The organism is Arthrobacter sp. BPSS-3, from assembly GCF_044628475.1.
GTDB lineage: Bacteria > Actinomycetota > Actinomycetes > Actinomycetales > Micrococcaceae > Arthrobacter.
Map to the genome: position 1 here is coordinate 141,971 of NZ_JBIMMV010000003.1, position 23,802 is coordinate 165,772.

22 protein-coding genes are annotated in these 23,802 nt (G+C 70.9%); 18 read left to right on the plus strand and 4 right to left on the minus strand.

Annotated features, from left to right (window positions below; all coding sequences use genetic code 11):
• The first annotated feature begins 15 nt into the window (after window positions 1-15).
• Window positions 16-759 (plus strand): DUF5998 family protein, encoded by a 744-nt coding sequence (locus tag ACFVY3_RS06410; protein WP_290258122.1) that lies wholly within the window; start codon window positions 16-18, stop codon window positions 757-759.
• Window position 760: 1 nt separating this feature from the next.
• On the plus strand, window positions 761-2,008 hold the full coding sequence (locus tag ACFVY3_RS06415) for an alkaline phosphatase family protein (RefSeq protein WP_400159144.1): 1,248 nt from the start codon (window positions 761-763) through the stop codon (window positions 2,006-2,008).
• Between the two features lie 39 nt (window positions 2,009-2,047).
• Here ACFVY3_RS06415 and sepH read toward each other — a convergent pair whose 3' ends face one another.
• On the minus strand, window positions 2,048-3,598 hold the full coding sequence (gene sepH / locus ACFVY3_RS06420) for a septation protein SepH (protein WP_400159145.1): 1,551 nt from the start codon (window positions 3,596-3,598) through the stop codon (window positions 2,048-2,050).
• 345 nt (window positions 3,599-3,943) lie between these two features.
• Between sepH and ACFVY3_RS06425 the strand changes: the two genes are divergently transcribed.
• Window positions 3,944-4,243: a DUF4193 domain-containing protein gene (locus tag ACFVY3_RS06425; RefSeq protein ID WP_364137748.1), complete on the plus strand. Its 300-nt coding sequence runs from the start codon at window positions 3,944-3,946 to the stop codon at window positions 4,241-4,243.
• A gap of 77 nt (window positions 4,244-4,320) precedes the next feature.
• Here the strand turns inward: ACFVY3_RS06425 and ACFVY3_RS06430 are convergent, their stop codons facing one another.
• The gene (locus ACFVY3_RS06430) at window positions 4,321-4,806 is read right to left on the minus strand and encodes a DUF3093 domain-containing protein (RefSeq protein ID WP_364137746.1); all 486 of its coding nucleotides are present in this window, start codon (window positions 4,804-4,806) and stop codon (window positions 4,321-4,323) included.
• Window positions 4,807-4,948: 142 nt separating this feature from the next.
• On the opposite strand from ACFVY3_RS06430, the gene dut reads away from it, so the two are divergent.
• From dut to ACFVY3_RS06450, 4 genes are all read left to right on the plus strand, one after another.
• Window positions 4,949-5,443 carry a dUTP diphosphatase gene (gene dut / locus ACFVY3_RS06435; protein WP_400159146.1) on the plus strand — a complete coding sequence of 165 codons (495 nt, stop codon included), beginning with the start codon at window positions 4,949-4,951 and terminating at the stop codon, window positions 5,441-5,443.
• Window positions 5,444-5,535: 92 nt separating this feature from the next.
• On the plus strand, window positions 5,536-6,240 hold the full coding sequence (locus tag ACFVY3_RS06440; protein WP_400159147.1) for a DUF3710 domain-containing protein: 705 nt from the start codon (window positions 5,536-5,538) through the stop codon (window positions 6,238-6,240).
• Entirely contained in the window at window positions 6,233-6,622 is a 390-nt protein-coding gene (locus tag ACFVY3_RS06445) for a hypothetical protein (RefSeq protein ID WP_290258114.1), read from the plus strand. The genes ACFVY3_RS06440 and ACFVY3_RS06445 overlap by 8 nt, the downstream gene beginning before the upstream one ends.
• A gap of 2 nt (window positions 6,623-6,624) precedes the next feature.
• The gene (locus ACFVY3_RS06450; protein WP_400159148.1) at window positions 6,625-7,419 is read left to right on the plus strand and encodes a DUF3159 domain-containing protein; all 795 of its coding nucleotides are present in this window, start codon (window positions 6,625-6,627) and stop codon (window positions 7,417-7,419) included.
• A gap of 91 nt (window positions 7,420-7,510) precedes the next feature.
• Here the strand turns inward: ACFVY3_RS06450 and ACFVY3_RS06455 are convergent, their stop codons facing one another.
• Window positions 7,511-8,290, minus strand: a complete 780-nt coding sequence (locus ACFVY3_RS06455) for a TrkA family potassium uptake protein (protein WP_290258112.1) — start codon at window positions 8,288-8,290, stop codon at window positions 7,511-7,513.
• Window positions 8,291-8,962 (minus strand): TrkA family potassium uptake protein, encoded by a 672-nt coding sequence (locus ACFVY3_RS06460; protein WP_290258111.1) that lies wholly within the window; start codon window positions 8,960-8,962, stop codon window positions 8,291-8,293.
• Window positions 8,963-9,079: 117 nt separating this feature from the next.
• Between ACFVY3_RS06460 and ACFVY3_RS06465 the strand changes: the two genes are divergently transcribed.
• The 11 genes from ACFVY3_RS06465 (at window position 9,080) to ACFVY3_RS06515 (ending at window position 23,769) form a co-directional block, all read left to right on the plus strand.
• Window positions 9,080-11,056 carry an APC family permease gene (locus ACFVY3_RS06465; RefSeq protein WP_400159149.1) on the plus strand — a complete coding sequence of 659 codons (1,977 nt, stop codon included), beginning with the start codon at window positions 9,080-9,082 and terminating at the stop codon, window positions 11,054-11,056.
• Window positions 11,053-12,432, plus strand: a complete 1,380-nt coding sequence (locus ACFVY3_RS06470; RefSeq protein ID WP_400159150.1) for a class I SAM-dependent RNA methyltransferase — start codon at window positions 11,053-11,055, stop codon at window positions 12,430-12,432. The genes ACFVY3_RS06465 and ACFVY3_RS06470 overlap by 4 nt, the downstream gene beginning before the upstream one ends.
• Window positions 12,433-12,557: 125 nt before the next feature.
• Entirely contained in the window at window positions 12,558-15,371 is a 2,814-nt protein-coding gene (locus tag ACFVY3_RS06475) for an aconitate hydratase (protein WP_400159151.1), read from the plus strand.
• A 198-nt stretch (window positions 15,372-15,569) separates the two neighbouring features.
• Window positions 15,570-17,543: a 1-deoxy-D-xylulose-5-phosphate synthase gene (dxs, locus tag ACFVY3_RS06480; RefSeq protein ID WP_364137728.1), complete on the plus strand. Its 1,974-nt coding sequence runs from the start codon at window positions 15,570-15,572 to the stop codon at window positions 17,541-17,543.
• Window positions 17,544-17,566: 23 nt separating this feature from the next.
• The gene (locus ACFVY3_RS06485) at window positions 17,567-18,124 is read left to right on the plus strand and encodes a hypothetical protein (RefSeq protein ID WP_400159152.1); all 558 of its coding nucleotides are present in this window, start codon (window positions 17,567-17,569) and stop codon (window positions 18,122-18,124) included.
• A 69-nt stretch (window positions 18,125-18,193) separates the two neighbouring features.
• Window positions 18,194-18,412 (plus strand): hypothetical protein, encoded by a 219-nt coding sequence (locus tag ACFVY3_RS06490; protein WP_290258105.1) that lies wholly within the window; start codon window positions 18,194-18,196, stop codon window positions 18,410-18,412.
• A 20-nt stretch (window positions 18,413-18,432) separates the two neighbouring features.
• Window positions 18,433-19,410, plus strand: a complete 978-nt coding sequence (locus ACFVY3_RS06495; RefSeq protein WP_400159153.1) for an aldo/keto reductase — start codon at window positions 18,433-18,435, stop codon at window positions 19,408-19,410.
• Between the two features lie 44 nt (window positions 19,411-19,454).
• On the plus strand, window positions 19,455-20,537 hold the full coding sequence (locus ACFVY3_RS06500; RefSeq protein ID WP_400159154.1) for a nucleoside hydrolase: 1,083 nt from the start codon (window positions 19,455-19,457) through the stop codon (window positions 20,535-20,537).
• Window positions 20,538-20,598: 61 nt separating this feature from the next.
• On the plus strand, window positions 20,599-21,432 hold the full coding sequence (locus tag ACFVY3_RS06505) for an ECF transporter S component (protein ID WP_400159155.1): 834 nt from the start codon (window positions 20,599-20,601) through the stop codon (window positions 21,430-21,432).
• 1 nt (window position 21,433) lies between these two features.
• Window positions 21,434-22,213: an energy-coupling factor transporter transmembrane component T gene (locus tag ACFVY3_RS06510; RefSeq protein WP_400159156.1), complete on the plus strand. Its 780-nt coding sequence runs from the start codon at window positions 21,434-21,436 to the stop codon at window positions 22,211-22,213.
• Window positions 22,210-23,769 (plus strand): ABC transporter ATP-binding protein, encoded by a 1,560-nt coding sequence (locus ACFVY3_RS06515; RefSeq protein ID WP_400159157.1) that lies wholly within the window; start codon window positions 22,210-22,212, stop codon window positions 23,767-23,769. The genes ACFVY3_RS06510 and ACFVY3_RS06515 overlap by 4 nt, the downstream gene beginning before the upstream one ends.
• Window positions 23,770-23,802: the final 33 nt, after the last annotated feature.

Sequence of the window (23,802 nt, forward strand, 5' to 3'; positions counted from 1 at the left end):
GTGAAAATGGAACCCATGACCTCCCAGCCCCCAGCATCCCAGCCACAGGCTTCCCTCTCCGCCCGCCACGGTGCGCCGCACGCCGGCCTGCACGACCACAGCGCGCAGGGACAGAGCCTCACGGATGCGCTGGAGCAGGCCGGCTTCTACCCGCGGCTGGTCGCCGACGTGGTGGCCGACGCCCTCGACGGCCGGGACTGCGTCTCCCACCTGGTGCACCTCGAAACCCACTTCGACCGGGCCGAGGTCCGCCGCCACATCACGGTGCTGGTGCTCACCGAGGACATGCTGGTGATCACCCACGTGGACGACCAGCAGCTGGACGAGGCCGGCGAGCAGATGGTCGCCCAGGTCTCCACCGAGTCCGTCCCGGTGGCCCAGATCCGCTCCGTGGTGCTCAGCTACATTTACGCCCAGCCGCAGGACTACAAGCCCTCGGACCCGGTCCGCGAACTCACGCTCTCCATCGCCTGGTCCGGCGGCCAGCGGCTGGACATGGGCCCGGCCAGCTGCGGCGACCCCCAGTGCGAGGCGGACCACGGCTACAGCGGCACGATCGCCCAGGAGGACATCGTCCTGCGGATCAGCGCCGAGGCGGACGGCCTCCAGGCGGTCCAGGACGCCAAGCTCTTCGCCCGCGCCCTGCGCGCCGTAAACACCGGATCCGGCGCCCCGGCCGGCCACGGCGTCTCCACCCTGCCGCCGCGCTCCCGCGCCGGCGTCTTCGCCAACCGCCTGAGCCGCGGCCATCAGCGCTGATATGGGCGCCGACAGCACCGCCGGTTCCGCCTCGGTTCCGGGCGGGTCCGCCCTGCCCACCGGGCCGGCCCTGCCCTCGCCGCCGGCCTACGGCCGCAAGTCCATCGCCGAGGTCTTCGGCAGCGCGGCGGCCAGCATCGGCGTGCCCGGCTTCGAGAACCGGCTGTCGTTGCCCCCGGCGCGGCGGGTGTGCGTGGTCTTGGCCGACGGCCTGGGCCGGCAGCTGCTGAAGCAGCGCGCCGCCCACACGCCGTTCCTGCGCTCGGTGCTCCAGTCCGGGCAGGGTGAGGTCCCCGCCGGCGTCGATGCCGCCTTCCCGTCCACCACCGCGGCGTCGCTGGCCAGCTTCGGCACCGGCCGCTCCGCCGGCCAGCACGGCATGGTGGGCTACGACGTCGTGGATCCGGACCAGGACCGCGTGGTCAACATGCTCAGCAACTGGGACGACGGCGTCGACCCGCGCCGCTGGCAGCCGCTGCCCACCGTCTTCGAACGCGCCGCGGAGCACGCCGACGTCAGCACCGTCGCCCTGCCCCGCTTCAGCGACTCCGCCATGACCCAGGCGGCCCTGCGCGGAGGGCGGTTCATCGCCGGAACCACCGCGCACGCCCGCACCGCCGCCGCGGCCGAGGCGATGGCCGGGGCGGAGAGCGCGCTGATGTACTTCTACGTGCACGAGCTGGACAAGGCCGGCCACCGCTACGGTGCCGCGTCGGCCCAGTGGGAACACCAGCTGGAGGAGCTCGACGCGACCGTCAGCCGGCTGAACTCGACACTGCCGCCCGGCACTACCGTGCTGGTCACGGGCGATCACGGCATGGTGGACGTGCCCGAGTCGCAGCGCCTGGACTACTCCGCCGAACCGGCCCTGATCGAGGGCGTCCGGCACACCGCAGGCGAACCCCGGATGGTCCACCTCTACCTGGAGGAGGACGCGGGGGAGGCCGGCCGTAGCCGGCTGCTGGCGGCCTGGCGGGCGCGGTTCGGCGAACGGATCTGGGCCTTCACGCGCGAGGAGGCTATTGCGGCGGGGCTGTTTGGCGACGTGCGCGACGCCGTTGGCCCCCGGATCGGGGACGTGATGATTGCCGCCCGCGACACCCTGTCGCTCTACGACACCCGCCGGGTGCCCGCACGGGCGCTCGAGGTGGTGGGCCAGCACGGATCGCTGACCAAGGCCGAGCGGGAAGTCCCGCTGCTGTGCTTCAGCGCCGCCGGCAAGACCGGCAGCAAGGCCCGGCGCCGCTAACAGTCCATCGGGGTCGGCGACAATTCGATCGCTCGGTGGCTACTCGCTGCGGGTACCGAAAACGATATCGTCCCAGCTGGGGACGCTGGAGCGCTTGGGTTTGGCAGGCTGGCGTTCGGGCGTCTCAGCGGCACGCTCGGCCCGCGCCTCAGACCGCGACAGTTCCGGGTTCCGGTTGCCGGCGGGGAAGATGCCGTCCGGGGTCCGGGGCTGCTCGGGGGACTCCGGCCGTGCCGCGCGCCGCGAGGTGCCGCCGCCCAGCAGTTCGTCCAGTCCGGGGCTCGACGTCGGCCCCTGGTCATTGCCGCGCACCGGGCGCAGCTGGGAGGCCGCGATGGTGATTTCCCGGGTCTCGGTGCTGACCCCGTCGTGCAGCCGCAACGCGTCGCCGGCGTCTGCGGCGTCGTGCCGCGGCGCCAGCGTCAGCCGGGAGAGCATCGAGGGCCGGGCATCGCGGCGGCGGGTGAAGGCATCCGGCCCCGGAATGGAATGCGGTTCGGCCTTGGCCGCCGTCGGAGCGGAGGGCTTCTCCGGCTCCGCGGTCGTGTCGGCCTCGCCGGCTTCGGCCTCACCGGTGGTATCCGCGCCGCTGCCGTTGGAAGCGTGAAGGTCGGCGTCATCGGAGGTACCGGCGTCGGACCCGGTGTCGGTGTCGCTGTCGGAGGCATCGCCAGGGGCGGGAACCTCGGAGGGCCGGGGGTGGGCCGCCGGGACGCCCTGGCTCAGCATGAGCGCCAGCGCGTCATCAGCATCCTCGTCCACCCCGATCCGGTGCCCGCGGCGGGAGCGGAGCATGTCCAGCAGCCCGTCGTTGTCCCGGTCCTGTCGGGTATCCCCGGGCAGTGACCTGTCGGCCGGGACGATGCTGAGCTGCGCCGTCGCCGTGCGCGCGGCGGCCTCGGCGTCGGTCTCGAAGTCGAAGGGCCGGTCGGAAACGGCCGAGAGCCGGCGGGACGGGACGGGCCCGTCCATCGGCTCGAGTTCGCTGAGCTGCTGCGCCCAGCGGTTCGCGTTCTGCAGGGACTTCAGCGCCGGGCTGAACGTCCACGTGGCGGGCGGTTCCTCACCGATGGCGGTGTGGCCGCCGGCCGGCAGCGAAAACGCCGCCACCACGTTCCACAGGCCGTCGGGGCGCCGCCAGGAATCCCACTCCACGGTCTCCGGAGCGACGCCGTAGGCGCGCAGCCGGTGGCTGACCATTTCCTCCAGGGTGGCGGGCTGGTCGCCGAAATGTGAGCGGTAACCTTCGTGGCCCGCCGTGGGGGACGCAACCTCGATCCGGCGCGCCTGCTGGGCGACGTATTCGCGCTCGGCCAGCACTGGGCCTTCGTAGCGTTCAACCTTGGCCAGCGGCAGGCCCGAAAGCTCGGCGACCTCCGCGGCGGTCGCGCCGCTCCGGATTCGGGCCTGGATGTCCCGTGGGGACATGACAATTGGCTCCGGCGCCGGGCCCGGGGCAGTCTTCGAGGGCCGGTTCACGGCAGCCCGAAGCGTTTCATCGATCGGCAGCTGGAACATCTCGCCGCCGGCGCCACTGAACAGGAGATGCTCTCCATCGTCGTGGACGCCTACAAGCCGTAGATCCTGCATACAAATCCTCCACCCTGGCATTGCTAACACTCGAAACTCTGCCACTGCCGGGGACCAAAAGCGGTGAAGAGGGAGGGCGCGCCGCGAATTTCCGGCATTTTCCGACCTTCGAGGGCGCCTCTGGCGGGCATTGGATGAACGCCCGGGCCATCACGTCCCGACGGCGTCCGCCAGACTCTGGCGTGCTGAACCCGCGTAGGCAAGAATGACCCGACGCCGGGCACAAAAAACACCCGTCCGGCGTTGACGCCGGTGAACCGGACCCGGACCGGGCGGGGAAGAGAAAGGCCCCGGCGGACGGCGACGGCGACAACCCCAACAAGTGCGGAGTGTGAGCGAAAAGTAATGGCGACAGACTACGACGCGCCGCGGAAGAGCGAAGAGGACCTCAACGAGGACTCGATCGAGGAACTGAAGACCCGGCGGACCGACAAGCCCTCCGCGGTGGTGGACGAGGACGAGACCGATCTTGCCGAGGGATACGAGCTCCCCGGCGCGGACCTCTCCGGCGAGGAGTTGCTGGTCCGGGTGATGCCCGCCCAGGCGGACGAATTCACCTGCGCGTCCTGTTTCCTGGTCCGGCACCGCTCCCAGATCGCCCGGGAAAAGGACGGCCTGAAGTACTGCGTGGAGTGCGAGGGCTGAGGCGGGCCCTCGAAGCGCCCCGGCGGCGGATTAGCGGTTAAGACGTCAGCGGTTCAGCGGTTCAGCGGTTCAGGGGCTTAGCGCTTGAGCGCGGCGACGAACTCGGCGGGACGGCGGGTCGAGGCCAGCCAGTACGGCGTCCGGTCCATCGGGTCGGTGATCTCGATCCGCACCACCGGATCGATCCAGCCGCGGATGCACATGAAGGCCAGCCCGTTGAGCCGGGGGCCGCGTTCCGCCGTCGCCTCCCCGCCCTCGAAGGCCTCCACGGCACCGACGAAGCGGCGCTCGATCGTCGCCCGGCCCACCCGCAGGGTCCCCGCGGTGACCTGGAGCGACGGGGTGGAGACAATCAGCAGCACGGCCAGGATCACGAACAGCACCACCGCCGCGGTGATGCCCGCGGTCATGCTGATCGGAGCGAACACCAGGATGCCGGCCGCCGACAGTCCCGCCGCCACCAGCCAAATCCAGAAGCTCGGCCACAGCTTTTCGCTGAACAGGACGGTGGATTCGTCGGGGGTCTGGTTGGAGGCAGGCACAGCGGCGCTGGATTCGGGCATGAGGCCAGCTTTCCACTTTTCCCGGGCTATTTCACCTTGGCGGGACGTCCCGGGAGGGCCCCGACCCCCGGGCCCGCAAGGCATCCCCCCGCCCGCCGCCGCGGTAGGCCGAACCTTTCCGCGGGCGTTACAGTGGGGGACTGTGACTGAAGAAACAACCCCCGCGCACGCCGTCCCTGGTCCCACCCTGGCGGTCCAGTTGAAGATGCTCGACGACGGGCTGGAACCGCCGTCGTACGCGCACCCCGGCGACGCAGGCGCGGACCTGCGCGCCCGCGAGGACGTCATCCTGAAACCCGGCGAGCGGAAACTGGTGCCCACCGGCGTCGCCATCGCCCTTCCTGTCGGCTACGTGGCGCTGATTCATCCGCGCTCGGGCCTCGCCACCAAGCACGGACTGACCGTGGTGAACGCCCCCGGCACCGTCGACGCCGGCTACCGCGGGGAAATTGCGGTAACCCTGCTGAACACGGACCGCTCCGAGGCCATCGAGCTCCGGCGCGGCGATAGAATTGCCCAAATGGTCATCCAGCGTGTGGAGCACGCGGAGTTCGTTCCGGTCCAGGAGCTCAGCGATTCGGTCCGCGGCACCGGCGGCTTCGGTTCCACCGGCGGGTTCGGCGCGACGCAGGCCTGACCGGCCCCAGCTACACCGCCCGGCCCGTCAGGCCGGCACACCCGGGCCGCCCCGGACGAGCAGCGCCGGAACACAACGAAGGAGACAACCCCATGGTTTTTGGGCGTGGCAGGAAAGCCAAGCAGGAACAGCCGAGCGAGGCCGTCGAGGCCCCGGAGACCGGCGCCGACGACGCCGCGGACACGGCCCTCCGCGGGTCCGGCCCGTACGACGTCTCGGAGATTGAGAACCAGGACGGGTACGTGGACCTCGGCGCCCTGCTGATCGCACCGCGGGAGAACCTGCAGTTGCGGCTCGAGGTCGAGGAGGCCACCCAGCGCGTCGTCGCCGTGACCATGGACCTCGAGGGCTCCAGCCTGCAGCTGCAGGCTTTCGCGGCACCCCGGTCCGAGGGGCTCTGGGACGAGATCCGCGAGCAGATCGGCCAGTCCGTGGGAAGCCAGGGCGGCCAGGTGGAGGAGATCGAGGGCCACTTCGGCATCGAACTCGTCGCGAAGCTCCCCGCCGGCGACGGCAGCGAGGGCTACCGGGTGGCCCGCTTCATCGGCGTCGACGGCCCCCGCTGGTTCCTGCGCGGTGTGCTCGGCGGCGAAGCGGCCCTGGACCGGGAAGCCTCCCGTGACCTGGAGGACCTCTTCCGCAGGATCGTGGTGGTGCGCGGAGACAACCCGATGCCGCCGCGCGACCTGCTGCAGCTGCGCCTGCCAAAGGACACCAGCGCCACGGTCCCCGGCACGGCCGGACGCCCCACCCTGGACCAGCCCGAACGCGGACCGGAGACCACCCAGATTGGGTGACGCCCCCGGAGGCCTGTCCTCCGACGCCGTCCCGGTCCGCGGCCTGCCCGAGCGCGGCCGCGTCCTCTGCCGCGGCTTCATCGAATCCGTCACCTACGCCCCCGCGGGCGAGGTGGCGGCATTCACCGCGATCATCACGGACCACGACGCCCCCGCGGCGAGGCCCCGCCGAGTCCCGGCGGACGCCGCACCGCCCACCGCCCGCCGCCGCCGTCAGGTGGCCGCGGACCGCCTCCGCGTGGTGTGGCTGGGGCGCCGCCGCATCCCGGGTGTCCACGCCGGACTGGAGCTGAAGCTGGAGGGGATGGTCACCGTCCGCGACGGCCTGCCCACCATGTTCAACCCGCGCTACGAAATCCTGTCCCGCCTGGAGGAACACTGACCATGCCCGAGAGCTCCCCGTTCCAGGACCCCCGCCCCCGCGAATCCCAGCCCGGTTCCACCCGGCCCGGCGAGGCGCAGCCCGCGGGCACCCAGCCCGCGGGCACCCAACCGACCGTGGCCCAGCTGGCCGAGGACTACGCCGCGAAGGCGGGCCTGCACCGCACCAGCAACGGCAACATCGACGTGCTGAAAAGCGCCGGCGGCGTCCAGGGCCTGGCCGAGAGCATCCTGCCCGGCCTGGTCTTCCTGATCGCCTTCACGGTGTCCCGTGAGCTGACCCCGGCGCTGGTGGGCGCCCTCGCCGTCGCCGCCGCCTTCACCGTCGCCCGGCTGGTCCAGCGCAAGCCGCTGACCCAGGCGCTGGCCGGCATCGCCGGCGTCGGCCTCTCCGCCTGGCTTGCCAACACCACCGGCAAGGCCGAGGACTTCTACGTCCTGGGCTTCTTCACCAACCTGGGCTACATCGTGGCGATGAGCATCTCGATCGCCGTCCGCTGGCCGATCGCCGGGCTGCTGTTCGGCTTCATCCGCAACGAGGGACTGCACTGGCGCAAGGACCCGGCCCGCGTGAAGGCGTACCGGATCGGGACCTGGGTGATCATCACCGTCCTGGCCCTGCGCCTGCTGGTCCAGGTGCCGCTGTACTACATGGGGGAGCAGGGCCTCGCCGCCCTCGCCACCACCCGGCTGCTGATGGGGGCCCCGCTGTACATCCTGGGCCTCTGGGTGGCCTGGCTCCTGACCCGGCCCGCCGCGCCGGCAGCCGACGCCGGGCATCCCGTCGAACCCATCTAGCTCGCAGCTGAGGCCGTTATGAACGCTCATAACGGCCTCAGCTGTCAGTCAGGTGGGTCGGCCCGTCGGCGGCACGCGGGCGGTCGGGGCCTTAGCCGTCGAAGCCGTCGTCCTCCATGGCGTGGGTGTGCGCGGGCTGGCCGGAACGGCCGTCGTAGTCATCGCCGGACCCGGCGGTGTCCGCCACAGTGTCGCCGTCGCCCTCGCCGGCATCCGGGGCCGAGAGCAGGGCCCGCAGCTCGTCCTCCGCGGCGATGGTGGTAACGAAGAACAGCTCGTCGCCGCCGTCGATCACATCGTCCCGGCTGGGGGTGATGGGGGCCTGGTCGCGGAGGATCGCCACGAGCGTCGCGTCCTCGGGCCATTCGATGGCGCCCACCGTCAGGCCGATCACGTGCGAATCGTGCGGCACGGTGAATTCCACCAGCGACGAGACACCCGTCTGCAGCGTCAGCAAGCGGACCAGGTCGCCGATCTCCACGGCCTCCTCCACCAGCGCCGTCATGAGCTGCGGGGTGTTGACCGCGACGTCGACGCCCCAGGAATCGTCGAACATCCAGTCGTTCTTCGGGTTGTTCACCCGGCCCACCGTGCGGCCCACGCCGAATTCGGTCTTGGCCAGCAGCGAGACCACCAGATTGACCTTGTCGTCGCCGGTGGCGGAGACGACAACGTCGGCATCCTCCAGCCGGGCGTCCTTGAGCGTGCTCAGCTCGCAGGCGTCGCCCACCAGCCAATGCGCGCCGCGCAGGCCGCTGCGGCCGATCACCTCCGGCTTCAGGTCGATCAGCAGGATTTCGTGCTTGTGCGAGAGCAATTCGCGGGCAATCGAGGAACCGACGCTGCCGGCACCGACGATGACGACCTTCACTTAGGACTCCTTGGCGGGGGATTTGGCGAGGATGTGGGCCACCTCGGAGGTGCGGTCCACGCTGAGCATGGCGTGGACGGTGTCGCCGTCCTGCAACGACATGCCGGGCGTCGGGAGCATCCCCTCGCCGAATCGGGTGAGGTAGGCGATGCGGATGTCCGCTGCCTTCTCGATGGCGGTCAGCGGGTGGCCGACCCAGCCGGCGTCGAGGTCCACCTCGGCCAGCACCAGCCGGCCTGAGGGGTCGCGGAAGTCACCGGCGAGGTGCTGCTCGGGCAGGATCCGGCGCAGCACCTGGTCCGCGCTCCAGCGCACGGCCGCGACCGTGGGGATGCCCAGGCGCTGGTAGATTTCGGCCCGGCCCGGGTCGTAGATGCGGGCCACCACGTGCGGGACGTGGAAGGTCTCCCGGGCGACGCGGGTGGCCAGGATGTTGGAGTTGTCACCGCTGGAGACGGCGGCGAAGGCGTAGGCCTCCTCGACGCCGGCGCGCTTGAGCGTTTCGCGGTCGAAGCCGACGCCGGTGACCTTGCGGCCGGTGAAGCCGGTGCGGAGCCTCCGGAAGGCGCGGTCGTCCTGGTCAATGATGGCGACCGAGTGGCCGGCGTCCTCAAGGGTGTGCGCCAGGGTGGCACCCACCCGGCCGCAACCCATGATCACGAAGTGCGCCACATGTGCCTCCTAAAGGGTCTGTCTCACGTTGCTGCGTAAACTCTACCGGCCACCGGGGCCCGGCAGCCGCGCCCCGGCCGCCATGACATCGGGTGCGAATCAGACTAACTTTGTCTGGTGCTGACAATTTTCAATGCCGTGAAGCGGGTGCTGGTGGGGCGTCCCTTCCGCAACGACCGTCTGGCCCACACCCTGTTGCCGAAGCGGATCGCGCTTCCGATCTTCGCCTCGGACGCGCTGTCCTCGGTGGCCTACGCCCCGGACGAAATCCTGCTCACCCTGGCCCTGGCCGGCGTCAGCGCGGTGGCGTTCTCGCCGTGGGTCGGCCTGGCGGTGATGGTGGTGCTGCTGACGGTGGTGGCCTCCTACCGGCAGAACGTCCACGCGTACCCCTCCGGCGGCGGCGACTACGAAATCGCCAACGAGAACCTCGGCAAGTACGCGGGCCTGACCGTCGCCTCGGCCCTGCTGGTGGACTACGTCCTGACCGTGGCGGTCTCCATGTCCTCGGCCGCGGCGTACCTGACCACGGCCGTGCCCTCGCTGCACGGCCAGCAGGCCGCGATCGCCACGATCGGCGTCGTGATCCTGGCCCTGGTGAACCTGCGCGGCATCCGCGAGGCCGGCAGCGTCTTCGCCGTCCCCACCTACATCTTCATGCTCTCCATTCTCGGCATGACCGCCGTCGGTGTCTTCCAGGCCGTCACCGGCCAGCTGGGCCAGGCGCCGTCGGCCGAGTTCGAGATCGTCCCTGCGGCCGGCTTCGACGAGGGCCTGGTGGGCCTGACCGGCGCGTTCCTGCTGCTGCGGGCCTTCTCCTCCGGCGCCGCCGCCCTCACCGGCGTCGAGGCGATCAGCAACGGCGTGCCCAACTTCAAGAAGCCCAAGAGCAAGAATGCCGCCACCACGCTGCTGCTCCTCGGCGTCATCGCGGCGTCCATGCTGGCCGGCATCATCTACCTGGCCAACGCCACCAAGGTGCACATCGTGCAGGACCCGGCCAAGGAGTTCCTGCTCAACGGCCAGCCCGTTGACGAGGGCTACATCCAGAACCCGGCCATCAGCCAGATCGCGCAGACGGTCTTCGGCGCCGGCTCCATTCCGTTCTACATCGTGGTGGCCGCCACCGGCGTCATCCTCGTCTTCGCCTCCAACACGGCGTTCAACGGCTTCCCGGTGCTCGGCTCCATCCTGGCCCAGGACGGCTACCTGCCCCGCCAGCTCCGCACCCGCGGCGACCGGCTGGCCTTCAGCAACGGCGTGCTGGCCCTCGCTGCCGGCGCGCTGGTGCTGATCATCTCCTTCAACGCCGACGTCACCAAGCTGATCCAGCTCTACATCGTGGGTGTCTTCATCTCCTTCACCCTCAGCCAGCTCGGCATGATCCGGCACTGGGGCCGGGAGCTGAAGCTCGCCAAGGACCCGGCCGCAAAGCTGCGGATGCTCAAGTCCCGCACCATCAACACCATCGGCTTCGGCATGACCGGGCTGGTGCTGGTGATCGTGCTGATCACCAAGTTTGAGCAGGGCGCCTGGATCGCCCTGCTGGCCATGTTCATCCTGTTCCTGATCATGTGGAGCATCCGGGCCCACTATGACAACGTCGCCAAGGAACTCGCCGTGGACGAGGACTCCTCGCCGCGCGCCCTGCCCACCCGCGTCCACGCGGTACTGCTGGTCTCTCACGTCCGCAAGCCCGTACTCCGCGCCCTGGCCTACGCCCGCGCGTCCCGGCCGTCCCGGCTGGACGCCATTACCGTGGACATCAGCCCCGAGGAGACCGAGCAGACCCTCGCGGACTGGGAAAGGCTGGACATCCCGGTGCCCATCACGGTCCTGGCCAGCCCGTTCCGCGAGACGGTCACGCCCATCATGGAATACATCAAAAACATGCGCCGGGACTCACCCCGGGACCTGATCGTGGTGTACATCCCCGAGTACGTGGTGGGCAAGTGGTGGGAGCAACTGGTGCACAACCAGACCGCCCTGCGGATCAAGACCCGGCTGCACTTCGAACCCGGAGTGATGGTCGCCAGCGTGCCGTGGCAGCTGAAATCGTCCGAAGAAGCCAAGAGACTGCAGGATATTCAATGAGGAACGACCCCCGGACACCCGCCGCCACCGAACTGGTCGTCGACGTCGGCCGGGTGGCCCACGGCGGCCACGCCGTGGCCCGGCACGAGGGCCGGGTCATCTTCGTCCGGCACGGCATCCCGGGGGAGAAGGTCCGCATCAGGCTCACCGACGACGCCGAGGGCGCCAAGTTCTGGCGCGGTGACGTCATCGAGGTGCTCGAGGCCTCCGAGGACCGGGTGGAACACTTCTGGCACGCCGCCGACGCGCGCCGCGCCTGGGCCCACGGCCACCCGCCGGTGGGTGGCGCCGAACTGGGCCACATCTCCCTGGCCCGGCAGCGCCGGATGAAGGCCGAGGTCCTGGCCGAGCAGCTGCACCGCCTCGCGGGCATCGACGCCCACGCCCTGGCCGGCCTCCCGGGCGCCGGCCACGTCGAGGCGGTGGGGGCGGACGCGTCCTCGGCGGCGCCGGGCCTCGGCTGGCGCACCCGCACCGGCTTCGCGATGACCCCGTCCGGCCAGCTGGGCATGCATGCCTACCGCTCCGACGCCGTCCTGTCGGTCCGCGAGATGCCGCTGGCCGTGGACGGCATCAATGACCTGCGCCTCTGGGACCAGGACCTGCAGGGCATCGAACGGATCGAGGTCGCGGCCCCGGCCAATGGCTCCCGGCCGCTGGTGCTGCTGGTTCCCGCCCCCGGCACCCGTCCGCAACGGGTCGCCGCCATCGCGGCCCGCCTGCCGGAGACGGTCTCCGTCGCCCGGCTGGACCCCGCCACCGGTGAGGTCACCCAGCTGCGCGGCCGTACCTGGGTGCAGGAAACCGCCGCCGGCCACGACTTCCGCGTCACCGGCGACGGTTTCTGGCAGATCCACCGCCACGCCCCGGAAACCCTGGTGGGCGCGGTCAAGGAGGCCCTGCACGACGGCGGCTACCTCGCCCCCGGCTCGGCCGTGGCGGACCTGTACGCCGGCGCCGGACTCTTCACCGCCGCGCTGGCCGACGCCGTCGGGGTCACCGGCTCCGTGCTGTCCGTCGAGGGATCGCCCGGCACCAGCCGGGACGCCCGCAAGAACCTGCACCACGCCCCGCAGGTGGAAATCGTCCAGGGCAAGGTCGAACGGGTGCTGCGGCAGAAACCGCGCAGCTTCGACGCGCTGATTCTTGACCCGCCCCGGGCCGGCGCCGGCAAGGCCGTGGTCAGCCAGCTCGTGGACTCCGCGCCGCGCGCCATCGCCTACGTCTCCTGCGACCCGGCGTCGTTCGCCCGCGACCTCGGCTACTTCCAGCAGCGGGGCTGGGCACTGAAGTCCCTGCGCGGGTTCGACCTCTACCCGCATACGCACCACTTGGAGACGGTGGCGTTGCTGACTCCCGGGGGCCCGGGCCACTAGGATGGGCGGAGTAGTCCGACGTCGCGCGGGCTCAGCACCCCACAAAGTGCTTGGTTAGGCTTGCCTAACTAGCTTAGGGGTCTGCGGCGCGACAAAGATGAAACAGTTGCGAGAGGAGTCCTGCGATGAGCATTGTGGACAGCTTCGGTGCAAAAGGCAAACTTAATGTAGCCGGTACCGAATACGAGATTTTCCGGTTGAACTCCGTCGAAGGCGCAGACAGCCTTCCGTTCAGCCTCAAGGTGTTGCTTGAGAACCTGTTGAGGACCGAGGACGGCGCCAACATCACGGCCGACCACGTCCGCGCCCTGGCCGGCTGGGATCCCAACGCCGAGCCCGACACTGAAATCCAGTTCACGCCGGCGCGCGTGATCATGCAGGACTTCACCGGCGTGCCCTGCGTTGTCGACCTCGCCACCATGCGCGAGGCCGTCAAGGACCTCGGCGGCGACCCCACCCGGGTGAACCCGCTGGCACCGGCCGAACTGGTCATCGACCACTCCGTGCAGATCGACGCCTTCGGCAACTCCGGCGCACTGGAGCGCAACATGGAGATCGAGTACCAGCGCAACGGCGAGCGGTACCAGTTCCTCCGGTGGGGCCAGACCGCGTTCGACGACTTCAAGGTCGTCCCGCCGGGAACCGGCATCGTGCACCAGGTCAACATCGAATACCTGGCCCGCACCGTCATGACCCGCGAGGTTGACGGAACCCTGCGCGCCTACCCGGACACCTGCGTCGGCACCGACTCCCACACCACCATGGTCAACGGCCTGGGCGTGCTCGGCTGGGGCGTCGGCGGCATCGAGGCCGAGGCGGCCATGCTCGGCCAGCCCGTCTCCATGCTGATCCCGCGCGTCGTCGGCTTCAAGCTGACCGGCTCCATCCCGGCCGGCGCCACCGCCACGGACGTGGTGCTCACCATCACCGAGATGCTGCGCCAGCACGGCGTGGTCGGCAAGTTCGTCGAGTTCTACGGCGAGGGTGTCGCGGCCGTGCCGCTGGCCAACCGCGCCACGATCGGCAACATGAGCCCCGAGTTCGGTTCCACCGCCGCGATGTTCCCGATCGACGACGTGACCCTCGACTACCTGCGCCTCACTGGCCGGGCGGACGAGAACGTCGCCCTGGTCGAGGCCTACGCCAAGGAGCAGGGCCTCTGGCACGACCCGTCCCGTGAGATCAAGTTCTCCGAGTACCTCGAGCTGGACCTGTCGACGGTTGTCCCGTCGATCTCCGGCCCGAAGCGCCCGCAGGACCGCATCATCCTCTCCGAGTCCAAGGCCCAGTTCCGCGAGGATCTGCGCAACTACGTCAAGGTCGACCTGGCCGACGGCAGCCTGGACGAAGCGATCGATGAGAGCTTCCCGGCCTCCGACGCGCCGTCGTTCACCGCCAACGCCAGCCACCTCACCGAGGAGGCCCCGCACTCGCACGGACCGAAGGCCAACGGCCGCCCGTCCAAGACCGTGGCGGTCAAGACCGCCGACGGCCGCGAGTTCGAACTGGACCACGGCGCGGTGTCGATCGCCTCGATCACCTCCTGCACCAACACGTCCAACCCGTCCGTGATGCTGGCCGCCGCACTGCTGGCCCGCAACGCCGTCGAAAAGGGCCTTACCGCCAAGCCGTGGGTCAAGACCTCCGTCGCCCCGGGCTCGAAGGTCGTCACCGACTACTACAACAAGTCGGGCCTCACCCCGTACCTGGAGAAGCTCGGCTTCTACATCGTCGGCTACGGCTGCGCGACCTGCATCGGCAACTCCGGCCCGCTGGACGCCGAGATCTCCGAGGCCATTCAGGCCAACGACCTCTCGGTCACGGCCGTGCTCTCCGGTAACCGCAACTTCGAAGGCCGGATCAACCCGGACGTGAAGATGAACTACCTGGCGTCCCCGCCGCTGGTCATCGCCTACGCCCTGGCCGGCACCATGGACTTCGACTTCGAGAGCGACCCGCTGGGCCAGGACGAAGCTGGCAACGACGTCTTCCTCAAGGACATCTGGCCGAACCCGTCCGAGGTCCAGGAGACCATCGACTCCTCGATCGACAAGGGCATGTTCGCCCGCGGCTACGAGGGCGTCTTCGAAGGCGACGAGCGCTGGAAGGCCCTCGACACCCCCGCCGGCGACACCTTCGCCTGGGACCAGGACTCCACCTACGTCCGGAAGCCCCCGTACTTCGAGGGCATGAAGGCCCAGCCGGAGCCGGTTCAGGACATCAGCGGGGCCCGCGTGCTGCTCAAGCTCGGCGACTCGGTCACCACCGACCACATCTCCCCGGCCGGTTCCTTCAAGTCGGACACCCCGGCCGGTAAGTACCTGCTGGAGCACGGCGTGGAGCGCAAGGACTTCAACTCCTACGGCTCCCGCCGTGGCAACCACGAGGTCATGATCCGCGGCACCTTCGCCAACATCCGGATCAAGAACCAGCTGCTCGCCGGCGTCGAGGGTGGCTTCACCCGCGACTTCACGCAGGCCGACGGCCCGCAGGCCGCCGTGTACGACGCCGCCCAGAACTACCAGGCCGCCGGCACCCCGCTGGTCGTCCTGGCAGGCAAGGAGTACGGCTCGGGTTCGTCCCGTGACTGGGCCGCCAAGGGCACCGCGCTGCTGGGCGTCAAGGCAGTCATCGCCGAGAGCTACGAGCGCATCCACCGCTCCAACCTCATCGGCATGGGCGTCCTGCCGCTGCAGTACCCGGCCGGCCAGAACGCCGCCAGCCTGGGCCTGACCGGCACCGAGTCCTTCTCCGTCGAGGGCGTCACCGCCCTCAACGAGGGCACCACGCCGAAGACCCTCAAGGTCACCGCCACGGCAGAAGACGGCACCACCACGAGCTTCGACGCGGTCCTGCGCATCGATACCCCGGGTGAAGCCGACTACTACCGCAACGGCGGCATCCTGCAGTACGTGCTGCGCCAGATCTCGGCCAGCTAGCACCACCGGCCAAGCCTTCCCGCGAGGCCACCCGAAGCCCCGGACCGTCACAGACGGGCCGGGGCTTCGGCGTTCCCGGGACGTCGGCGTTGGCCGGCCCGGCGGGGGAGCGGCGCCCGCGGATCCGGGGCGCGCAACCTGCGGACACGCCAAGGCGTTAGAGTTGTAAGGCATGTCTACTACCCGCAAGGAGGGCCGTTGGGAATCTTGGAGAGCATCCGGAGTCCGCAGGACCTGAACACGTTGTCCCAGGCGCAGCTGGACCAGCTGGCCGCCGAGGTCAGGGAATTTCTGATCGGCAATGTGTCCCAGACGGGCGGCCATCTCGGGCCGAACCTCGGCGTCGTCGAATTGACCATCGCCGTGCACCGCATCTTCGACTCGCCGCGCGACAGCATCGTCTTCGACACCGGCCACCAGTCCTACGTGCACAAGCTCCTCACCGGGAGACAGGACTTCAGCACCCTCCGCCAGCAGGGCGGCCTCTCCGGCTACCCGGACCGGGGCGAGTCCGAGCACGACATCGTCGAAAGCTCCCACGCGTCGTCTTCGCTGTCCTGGGCGGACGGCATCTCCCGCGCCCGCCGGCTCACCGGCGACGGCGACCGGTACGTGATCGCCGTCGTCGGCGACGGCGCCCTGACCGGCGGCATGGCCTGGGAGGCCCTGAACAACATCGCCGCAGATAAGAAGCGCCGCGTCGTGATCGTCGTCAACGACAACGGCCGGTCCTACGCCCCGACCGTCGGCGGCCTCGCCGACTACCTCGCCTCGCTGCGGCCCACCATCGACTCACTCCGCGCCGCCCCCGCCTACGAGGGTGCCCTGGACTGGTGGAAGAAGCGGCTGCAGAGCGGCGGCCCGGTGGGCCAGTTCACCTACAAGAGCCTCCATGCCATGAAGAAGGGCATCAAGGACTGGTGGGCCCCGCAGGGCATGTTCGAGGACCTCGGCATGAAGTACATCGGCCCCGTGGACGGCCACAACCTCCAGGCCATGGAAAACGCCCTCTCCACGGCCAAGAACTACGCCGGGCCCGTGATCGTGCACGCCATGACCGAGAAAGGCCACGGCTACGCCCCGGCCCGCGCCCACGAGGCGGACCAGTTCCACGCCGTCGGCATCATCGACCCGGAAACCGGCGAACCCACCGAGGCCGGCGGCGCCAAGTCCTGGACCTCCGTCTTCGCCGACGAGATCGCCGACATCGCGGACGAGCGCGAGGACATCGTGGGGATTACCGGCGCGATGCTGATCCCCGTGGGCCTGCACAAGTTCGCCGCGAGGCACCCGGAGCGCGTGTTCGACGTCGGCATCGCCGAACAGCACGCCCTCACCTCCGCCGCGGGCATGGCCTTCGGCGGCCTGCACCCCGTGGTGGCCGTCTACGCCACCTTCCTCAACCGCGCCTTCGACCAGCTGCTGATGGACGTGGCCCTGCACAAGGCCGGCGTCACCGTGGTCCTGGACCGCGCCGGCGTCACCGGGCCCGACGGCGCCAGCCACCACGGCATGTGGGACATGGCGATGGTGCAGATCGTCCCCGGCCTGCACCTGGCCGCCCCGCGCGACGCCACCCGGCTGAAGGAAGAACTCCGGGAGGCCGTCGCCATCGAGGACGCACCCACCGTGCTGCGCTACTCCAAGGGGAGCGTCGGCGCCGAGGTCGAGGCGCTCGAACGCCTGGCCGACGGCGTCGACGTGCTCGCCCGCCGGCCCGCCGGCTCCACCGACAACGACGTGCTGATCGTCAGCGTCGGCGCCATGTCCGAGCTGGCCCTCGACGTCGCCGGCCGCCTCGGGGCGCAGGGCATCAGCTCCACCGTCATCGACCCGCGCTGGGTGCTGCCCGTGCCCGCCTCGGTGATCGCCCTGGCCTCCCATCACCGCCTGGTCATCTGCATCGAGGACGGCGTCCGGGCCGGCGGCGTCGGTTCCCGGATCCGCCAGGAGATGCGCGCCGCCGGCGTCGACACCGCCCTGAACGAGGTGGGCCTGCCGGTCGAATTCCTGGACCACGGCACCCGCAGCCAGGTGCTGGAGCGCGTCGGCCTGACGGCCCAGCAGATCACGCACGACGTCGTCGCCCAGGTTCTCGGCACGAAGGTGCCGTTCGCGCGCCCGCTGCCCGGCCAGGAACACCCCAGCACCGGCAGCCTGCCGATCCTCTGACCGAACCACCAAAGGAACACAGCATGAGCGGCATCATCTGCGTCTACAAGCGCGACGAGGAAGGGGTCCTGCACTTCCGGGAGGCCTGGATCGACGAGGAATACTCCGAGTTCGTGATGAACCACGGCGTGGTGGGGCACCAGAGCAAGACCGAGGAGACCGACGTCGCCGACCCGGACGCCGGCGAATCCCTGATGGAGGCCTTCGCCGCCCAGTGCGCCGAGGACGGCTACGCAGAGATCCCCGAGGAGGAACAGTCCTGGGTGGTGGCTCAGTACGCCCTCAAGACCAAGGAGGGCACCAGCCGGGACCGCTACCTCGAGGAGAAGGCCAAGGACGCGCTGATCAGCCACCTGGCCTGGCGCGGCCTGGGCGTGGTGGACCGGTCCGAGTTCTCGGACGCCAAGCTGAACATCTTCTGCCTGACCCCGGACGTGGCCAAAACGGTCAACGCGATCAAGGTCTGCATCCGCGGCGAGGCCCTGGACTTCACCAAACTCAGCATCGGGGCGGCGCCTTATGGCTCCACGGACTATAAACTGAAACACTCCGCCAAGCCGTCCTCCAGCTTCTCGCTGTAGCCGGCGGCACCTGCACGGAGCCGGACCCGGCTCACCTGGAATTGGGGGCAGCGACTGGAAGGACACGCAATGACGCGCAAATCCCCACGACCCGGCAGCACCCCTCTCCCCGCGGGACTGGCCGCTCCGGCCCGCCGCTCCCTGGCGCACGCCGGGGTGGAGACGCTGGAACACCTGGTTCCGCTGGGCCGCCGCCAGCTCGCCGGCATGCCGGGCATCTGCCCGCGCACCCTGGCCCAGCTGCAGGACGCCATGGACGAGCACGGATTGGAACTCCCCGCCGGCTAGGCCGTTATAGGCTGAATTCCATGACTGATTACCGACGCGTAGGAAATTCCGGACTGACCGTCTCCGCCGTGGGCCTCGGCTGCAACAACCTGGGCCGGGCCGGCACCGCCACCGAGACGCAGGAGGGAACAGACGCCGTCGTCCACGCCGCGCTCGACGCCGGCATCACCTTCTTCGATGTCGCCGACGTCTACGGCCGCGAACCGGGCCTGAGCGAAACCATGCTGGGCAAGGCCCTCGCCGGCCGTCGCGACGACGCCGTCATCGGCACCAAGTTCGGCCTCGACATGAACGGTGCCAATGGCAACGACTTCGGTGCCCGCGGCTCCCGCCGGTACATCATCCGCGCCGTGGAGGCCTCCCTGCGGCGGCTCGGCACCGACTGGATCGACCTCTACCAGTTCCACACCCCGGACCCGCAGACCCCCATCGAGGAGACCCTCGACGCGCTCAACGAGCTCGTGGCCAGCGGCAAGGTCCGCTACATCGGCCATTCCAACCGCGCCGGCTGGCAGATCGCCGAGGCCGAATACGTGGCCCGCGCCCGCGGCGGCGCCCGCTTCATTTCCAGCCAGAACCACTACAACCTGCTGGACCGCCGCGCCGAACAGGAAGTCACCCCCGCCGCGGAGGCCTACGGCCTGGGCGTCCTGCCCTACTTCCCGCTGGCCAACGGCCTGCTCACCGGCAAGTACGCCAAGGGCCAGGCCCCCGAGGGCTCGCGCCTGAGCCACACCCGCACCAACCTGGTCAACGACGCCGACTGGGACCAGCTGGGCCGGTTCTCCGCCTTCGCCGCGGAACGGGACCTCACCGAGATCCAGGTCGCATTCTCCTGGCTCGCCGCCCAGCCCTCGGTCAGCAGCGTCATCGCCGGCGCCACCCGCCCCGAACAGGTCCGGCAGAACGCCGCGGCCGTCGCCTGGGTCCCTGACGCCGCCGAACGGGCCGAGCTCGATGAGATCTTCCCGCGCACGCCGAAGGTTGCCCTGTTCTGAGCGAGCCCGTCCCCGGCGCCCCGGCCGCCGGTCCCCGCATCCTGATGGACGTCGACACCGGGATCGACGACGCCCTCGCCATCGTCTACCTGCTCTCCCGCCCCGAGGTGGAGGTGCACGCGATCACCTGCACCGCCGGGAACGTGGGCGCCCGGCAGGTGGCGCTGAACACCCTCTCGCTGCTGGAACTCTGCGGCCGCAGCGGGATCGAGGTGGCCACCGGCGCCGAGGTCCCGCTGCAGGTCCCGCTGGTCACCACCGAGGAAACCCACGGGCCGCAGGGCATCGGCTACGCCGAACTCCCCGCCCCGCCCCAGCCCATCTCGGACCGGCACGCCGTCGACCTCTGGATCGAGGAGGCCCGCGCGCACCCCGGCGAGCTCACCGGCCTGATCACCGGACCGCTGACCAACTTCGCCCTGGCCCTGCGCCGGGAACCCGATCTGCCGCGGCTGCTGAAGACCCTCGTGATCATGGGCGGCAGCTTCTACTACCAGGGCAATACGACGCCGACGGCGGAGTGGAACACCCACGTGGACCCGCACGCGGCCAAGGAGGTCTACGCGGCCTATCGTGGCCTGCCCGAGGACAAGCTGCCCGTTGTCTGCGCGCTGGAGAGCACGGAACGGATCGAGATGCGGCCCGAACACCTGCGCCGGCTGGGGGAGGCCGCAGGGCTGCCAGCGCCGGAGCTGGTGCTGCCGGAGCAGCCCGAGGGCCTGCGCAGCACCGCCGCGAACCCGCTGGTGGCCTGCCTCTCGGACGCGCTCCGGTTCTACATGGAGTTCCACCGGCTCTACGACCAGGGCTACGTGGCGCACGTGCACGACGCGTTTGCCGCCTGCGCCGCCGCCGGACGGACTGCGTTCAGCACCCGGCTGGCGACGGTCGACGTCGAGACGGACTCGCCGCTGCTGATGGGAACCACGGTGGCGGACTTCCGCGGCCTCTGGGGTCTGCCGCCTAACGCCCGGATTGTCTCCGGCAACGACCCCGACGCCTGCTTCGCCGAGCTGGTCGGCTCGGTCGGGGCGCTGGCCCGCACCCTGGGCCCGGAACCGATGCCGGACCCCGGGCCGGATCCCAGCCCAAACCCCGGGCAGCTCACCAGGGTCCGCAAAGGCTAAGATGGTAGCTGCGCCGAGGTGACATCAGGCGGACTTTGCCGACCCCAGCCGAAGGATCCCCATGTCACAGCAGCCCCTGACTCTCCCCGCGACCGGACCCCGTGCCGGTGAACCCCGCGGCCGCCGTCGCCTGCTCCTGGAGGTCTCCGGCGCCGTGGCCATCGCCGCCACCTACGTCTACCTGGTCCTGACCCAGCCCGTGGAACTGGCCGACGGCCCCACCAGCGCCTCCGCCCTCGTGGCCCTCGGCGGCTTCCTGCTCGGCGCCGTGCTGCTGCTCGTGGCCGTCCTGCCGACCCTGCCCACCTCCACCCTGGTGCTGATGCCGGTGGCGATCGTGCTCAACGTCGTCCTCGGCCAGCTGATCGGCACCACCGGGCTGCCGTTCTACATCGACGCGGTGGGTACCGTCCTGGTCGCGGTTCTCGCCGGACCGGCCGCGGGCGCCGCCACCGGCGTCCTGGGCAGCATCATCTGGTCCTTCTTCAACCCCACCGTCCTGCCGTTCGCCGCCGGCGCCGCGCTGATCGGCTTCCTCGCCGGCATGGCCGCCCGCGCCGGGCTGTTCCGCCGCTTCTACCTCGCGCCCGTGGCCGGGTTCGTCACCGGCATCCTCGCCGGCGTCGTCTCCGCGCCCATCGCGGCCTTCGTCTACGGCGGCACCGCAGGCCTGGGCACCGGCGCCCTGGTCAGCGCCTTCCGGGTCATGGGGGACACCCTGCTGGCCGCCATCACCAAGCAGGCCCTGATCTCGGACCCGATGGACAAGGCGATCGTCTTCACCATCGCCGCCCTCCTGGCCTACGCCCTGCCGCGCCGCACCACCTTCCAGTTCCCCTTCGTCCGCCGCTTCCGGGTCCTGGCCGGCAAGGCCCCGGCCACGCCCGACGCCTAGGGTGCGGCTGCACCCGCTCACCGCGCTCACGGCGGCGGCCTGCACCGCCGTCGTGACGACGGCGGCCGGCAGCTGGCCGCTGTCCCTGGCGGTCGCCGCCGGCGCGGCGCTGCTGGCCGCGGGGGCCGGCGTGGCCGGACGGGTGCTCGGATCGGCGGCGGTGATCCTCGCCCCGCTCCTGCTCTCCCTGCTGGTGCTGCACGGGCTCTTCTTCCCCGAGGGACGCACAGTCCTGGCCCAATGGGGACCGGCCCGGGTCACCACCGAAGGTCTTGCCTTCGCCCTCGAGCTGGCCACCCGCACCACCGCCTCGGTGCTGGTGCTGCTGCTGTTCTCCTTCACCGTCAGCGTGCCCGACCTGCTGGCCGCCCTCGCCGCCCGGCGGATCCCGCCCCAGTTCAGCTTCGTGCTCGCCTCCGCCCTGACCCTGGCGCCCGGGATGGCCGCCCGGCTGGAACGCATCCGGCAGGCCCAGGAAGCCCGCGGCCTGGTGGTCTCCGGCGGCTTCCTCTCCCGGCTCGTTGCCGCCCGGCTGCAGGCGGTGCCACTGGTCCTGGCCCTCGTGGACGACGCCGGCGTCCGTGCCCAGGCCCTGGACGCGCGCGGCTTCGGCAACCCGGGCCCGCGGACCAGCTACCGGGAACTCGAGGACCCGGTCGGGCAGCGGGTGTTCCGCGCCTGCGCCCTGCTGATCGCGGCCGCCGCCGTTGCGGTCCGGCTTGCCGGCGGCTGGTTGGCTATTGGCTGGTTGGGTGCCGGCTGGCTGGGGGTGGGAGCGTGAGCCTCCTCGCCGCCGCAATCCGTGGCTTCAGCTACCACGGCGACGACGCCCCGGCGCTGCGCGACGTCGACCTCACCCTGCGGCCGGGCACCCTCACCGCCGTCCTCGGCGGCTCCGGCAGCGGCAAGACCACCCTCGGCAAGATCCTGGCCGGCTGGCTCCGCGCCGGCACCGCGGGCACCCTCCGCGGCGGCCTGGCGCTCGGCGGGGAACGCCTGGAATTCACCGGCGGCGACGGCGACCCCCGGATCGACCCCGCCGCCTGGTCCGGCCGGGTGGGCTACGTGCCGCAGGACGCCGCGACCATGCTCTCCACCGTCCGCCACACCGTGGCGGAGGAACTCGCCTTCGGCCTGGAGAACCGCGGCGTGCCCCGCCCCGAGATGCTCCGGCGGGTGGCCCTCACGGCCGAACGGACCGGGCTCGGCGCACTGCTGGAACGGAACCCGGAACGGCTTTCCGGCGGCGAACTGCGACGCCTGGCCGTCGCCTGCGCCGTAATCGGCGAGCCCGAGGTGCTGATCCTGGACGAACCGCTCGCCTCGCTGGACCCGGCCGGGGCCCAGGGCATCGCGCGCCTAGTGGGCGACCTCCGGGCGGCCGGGACCGCCGTCGTCGTGCTCGGACAGGCCGCCGACGGGCTCGCCCGCAGCGCCGCCCACTGGCTGGTCCTGGCGGATGGAACGGCCGTGGCGGCCGGGGAGCCCTGCGACATCCCGGAGCAGGTGCTCCTGGACGCCGGGGTCCTGGCGGGCGACGCGGCCGGGGGAGTCCGGCACCCGGCGCCGGTCGACCCTGCCGCCGCCCCCGTCCTGGAGTTGCGGGACGTCGGCTTCGGCTACGCGCCCGGCGGCACCGGCCCGGCGCGTCCGAGGCGCCTGCTGTCCCGGCCCCGGCTTTGGCGCGAGCGGGCGAACGACGCCAGCACCCCTCCGCTGCTGCGGGGGCTGGACCTCGCGGTCCGGCCCGGCGAGATCGTTGCCGTGACCGGCCCCAACGGCGCCGGGAAGTCCACCCTGCTGCGGCTGGCCAACGGGCTCCTGCGGCCGCGACAGGGTGAGGTCAGGGTCCTCGGCGATCCCATCGCCGGAGTCCCCGCCGGCCTGGTGGCGGACTCGGTGGGCCTGCTCTTCCAGCAGCCCCGGGACCAGCTGTTCGAGCGGACCGTGCTGCGCGAGGTCGGCTTCGGCCTGCGCCGGCTGACCGGCCCTGACGGAGACACCACGGCGCGCGCCATGGACGCCCTCACCGCCGTCGGCCTGGCCGGTTCCGCCGCCTCGCACCCCGCCGAGCTGCCCTCGTCCAGCCAGCGGCTCCTGGCCCTGGCCACCGTGCTGGCCCGCCGCCCGGCCCTGCTGGCGCTCGACGAACCCACCGTCGGCCTCGACCGGCACGGCCTCGCCCGGCTGCACGCCGCCGTCGCGGACGCGGCCGGACGCGGCGCGGGCGTCCTGCTGGTCACCCACGACGCCACCTACGCGCGCGCGGCCGCGCACCGGGTCCTGGACCTCGACGGCGGCAGGCTCCGGGAGACGTGGCGGCGGCCCGCGCCCTGATCGCTGGCGATCTCCAACCCTTTTCCCGGTATT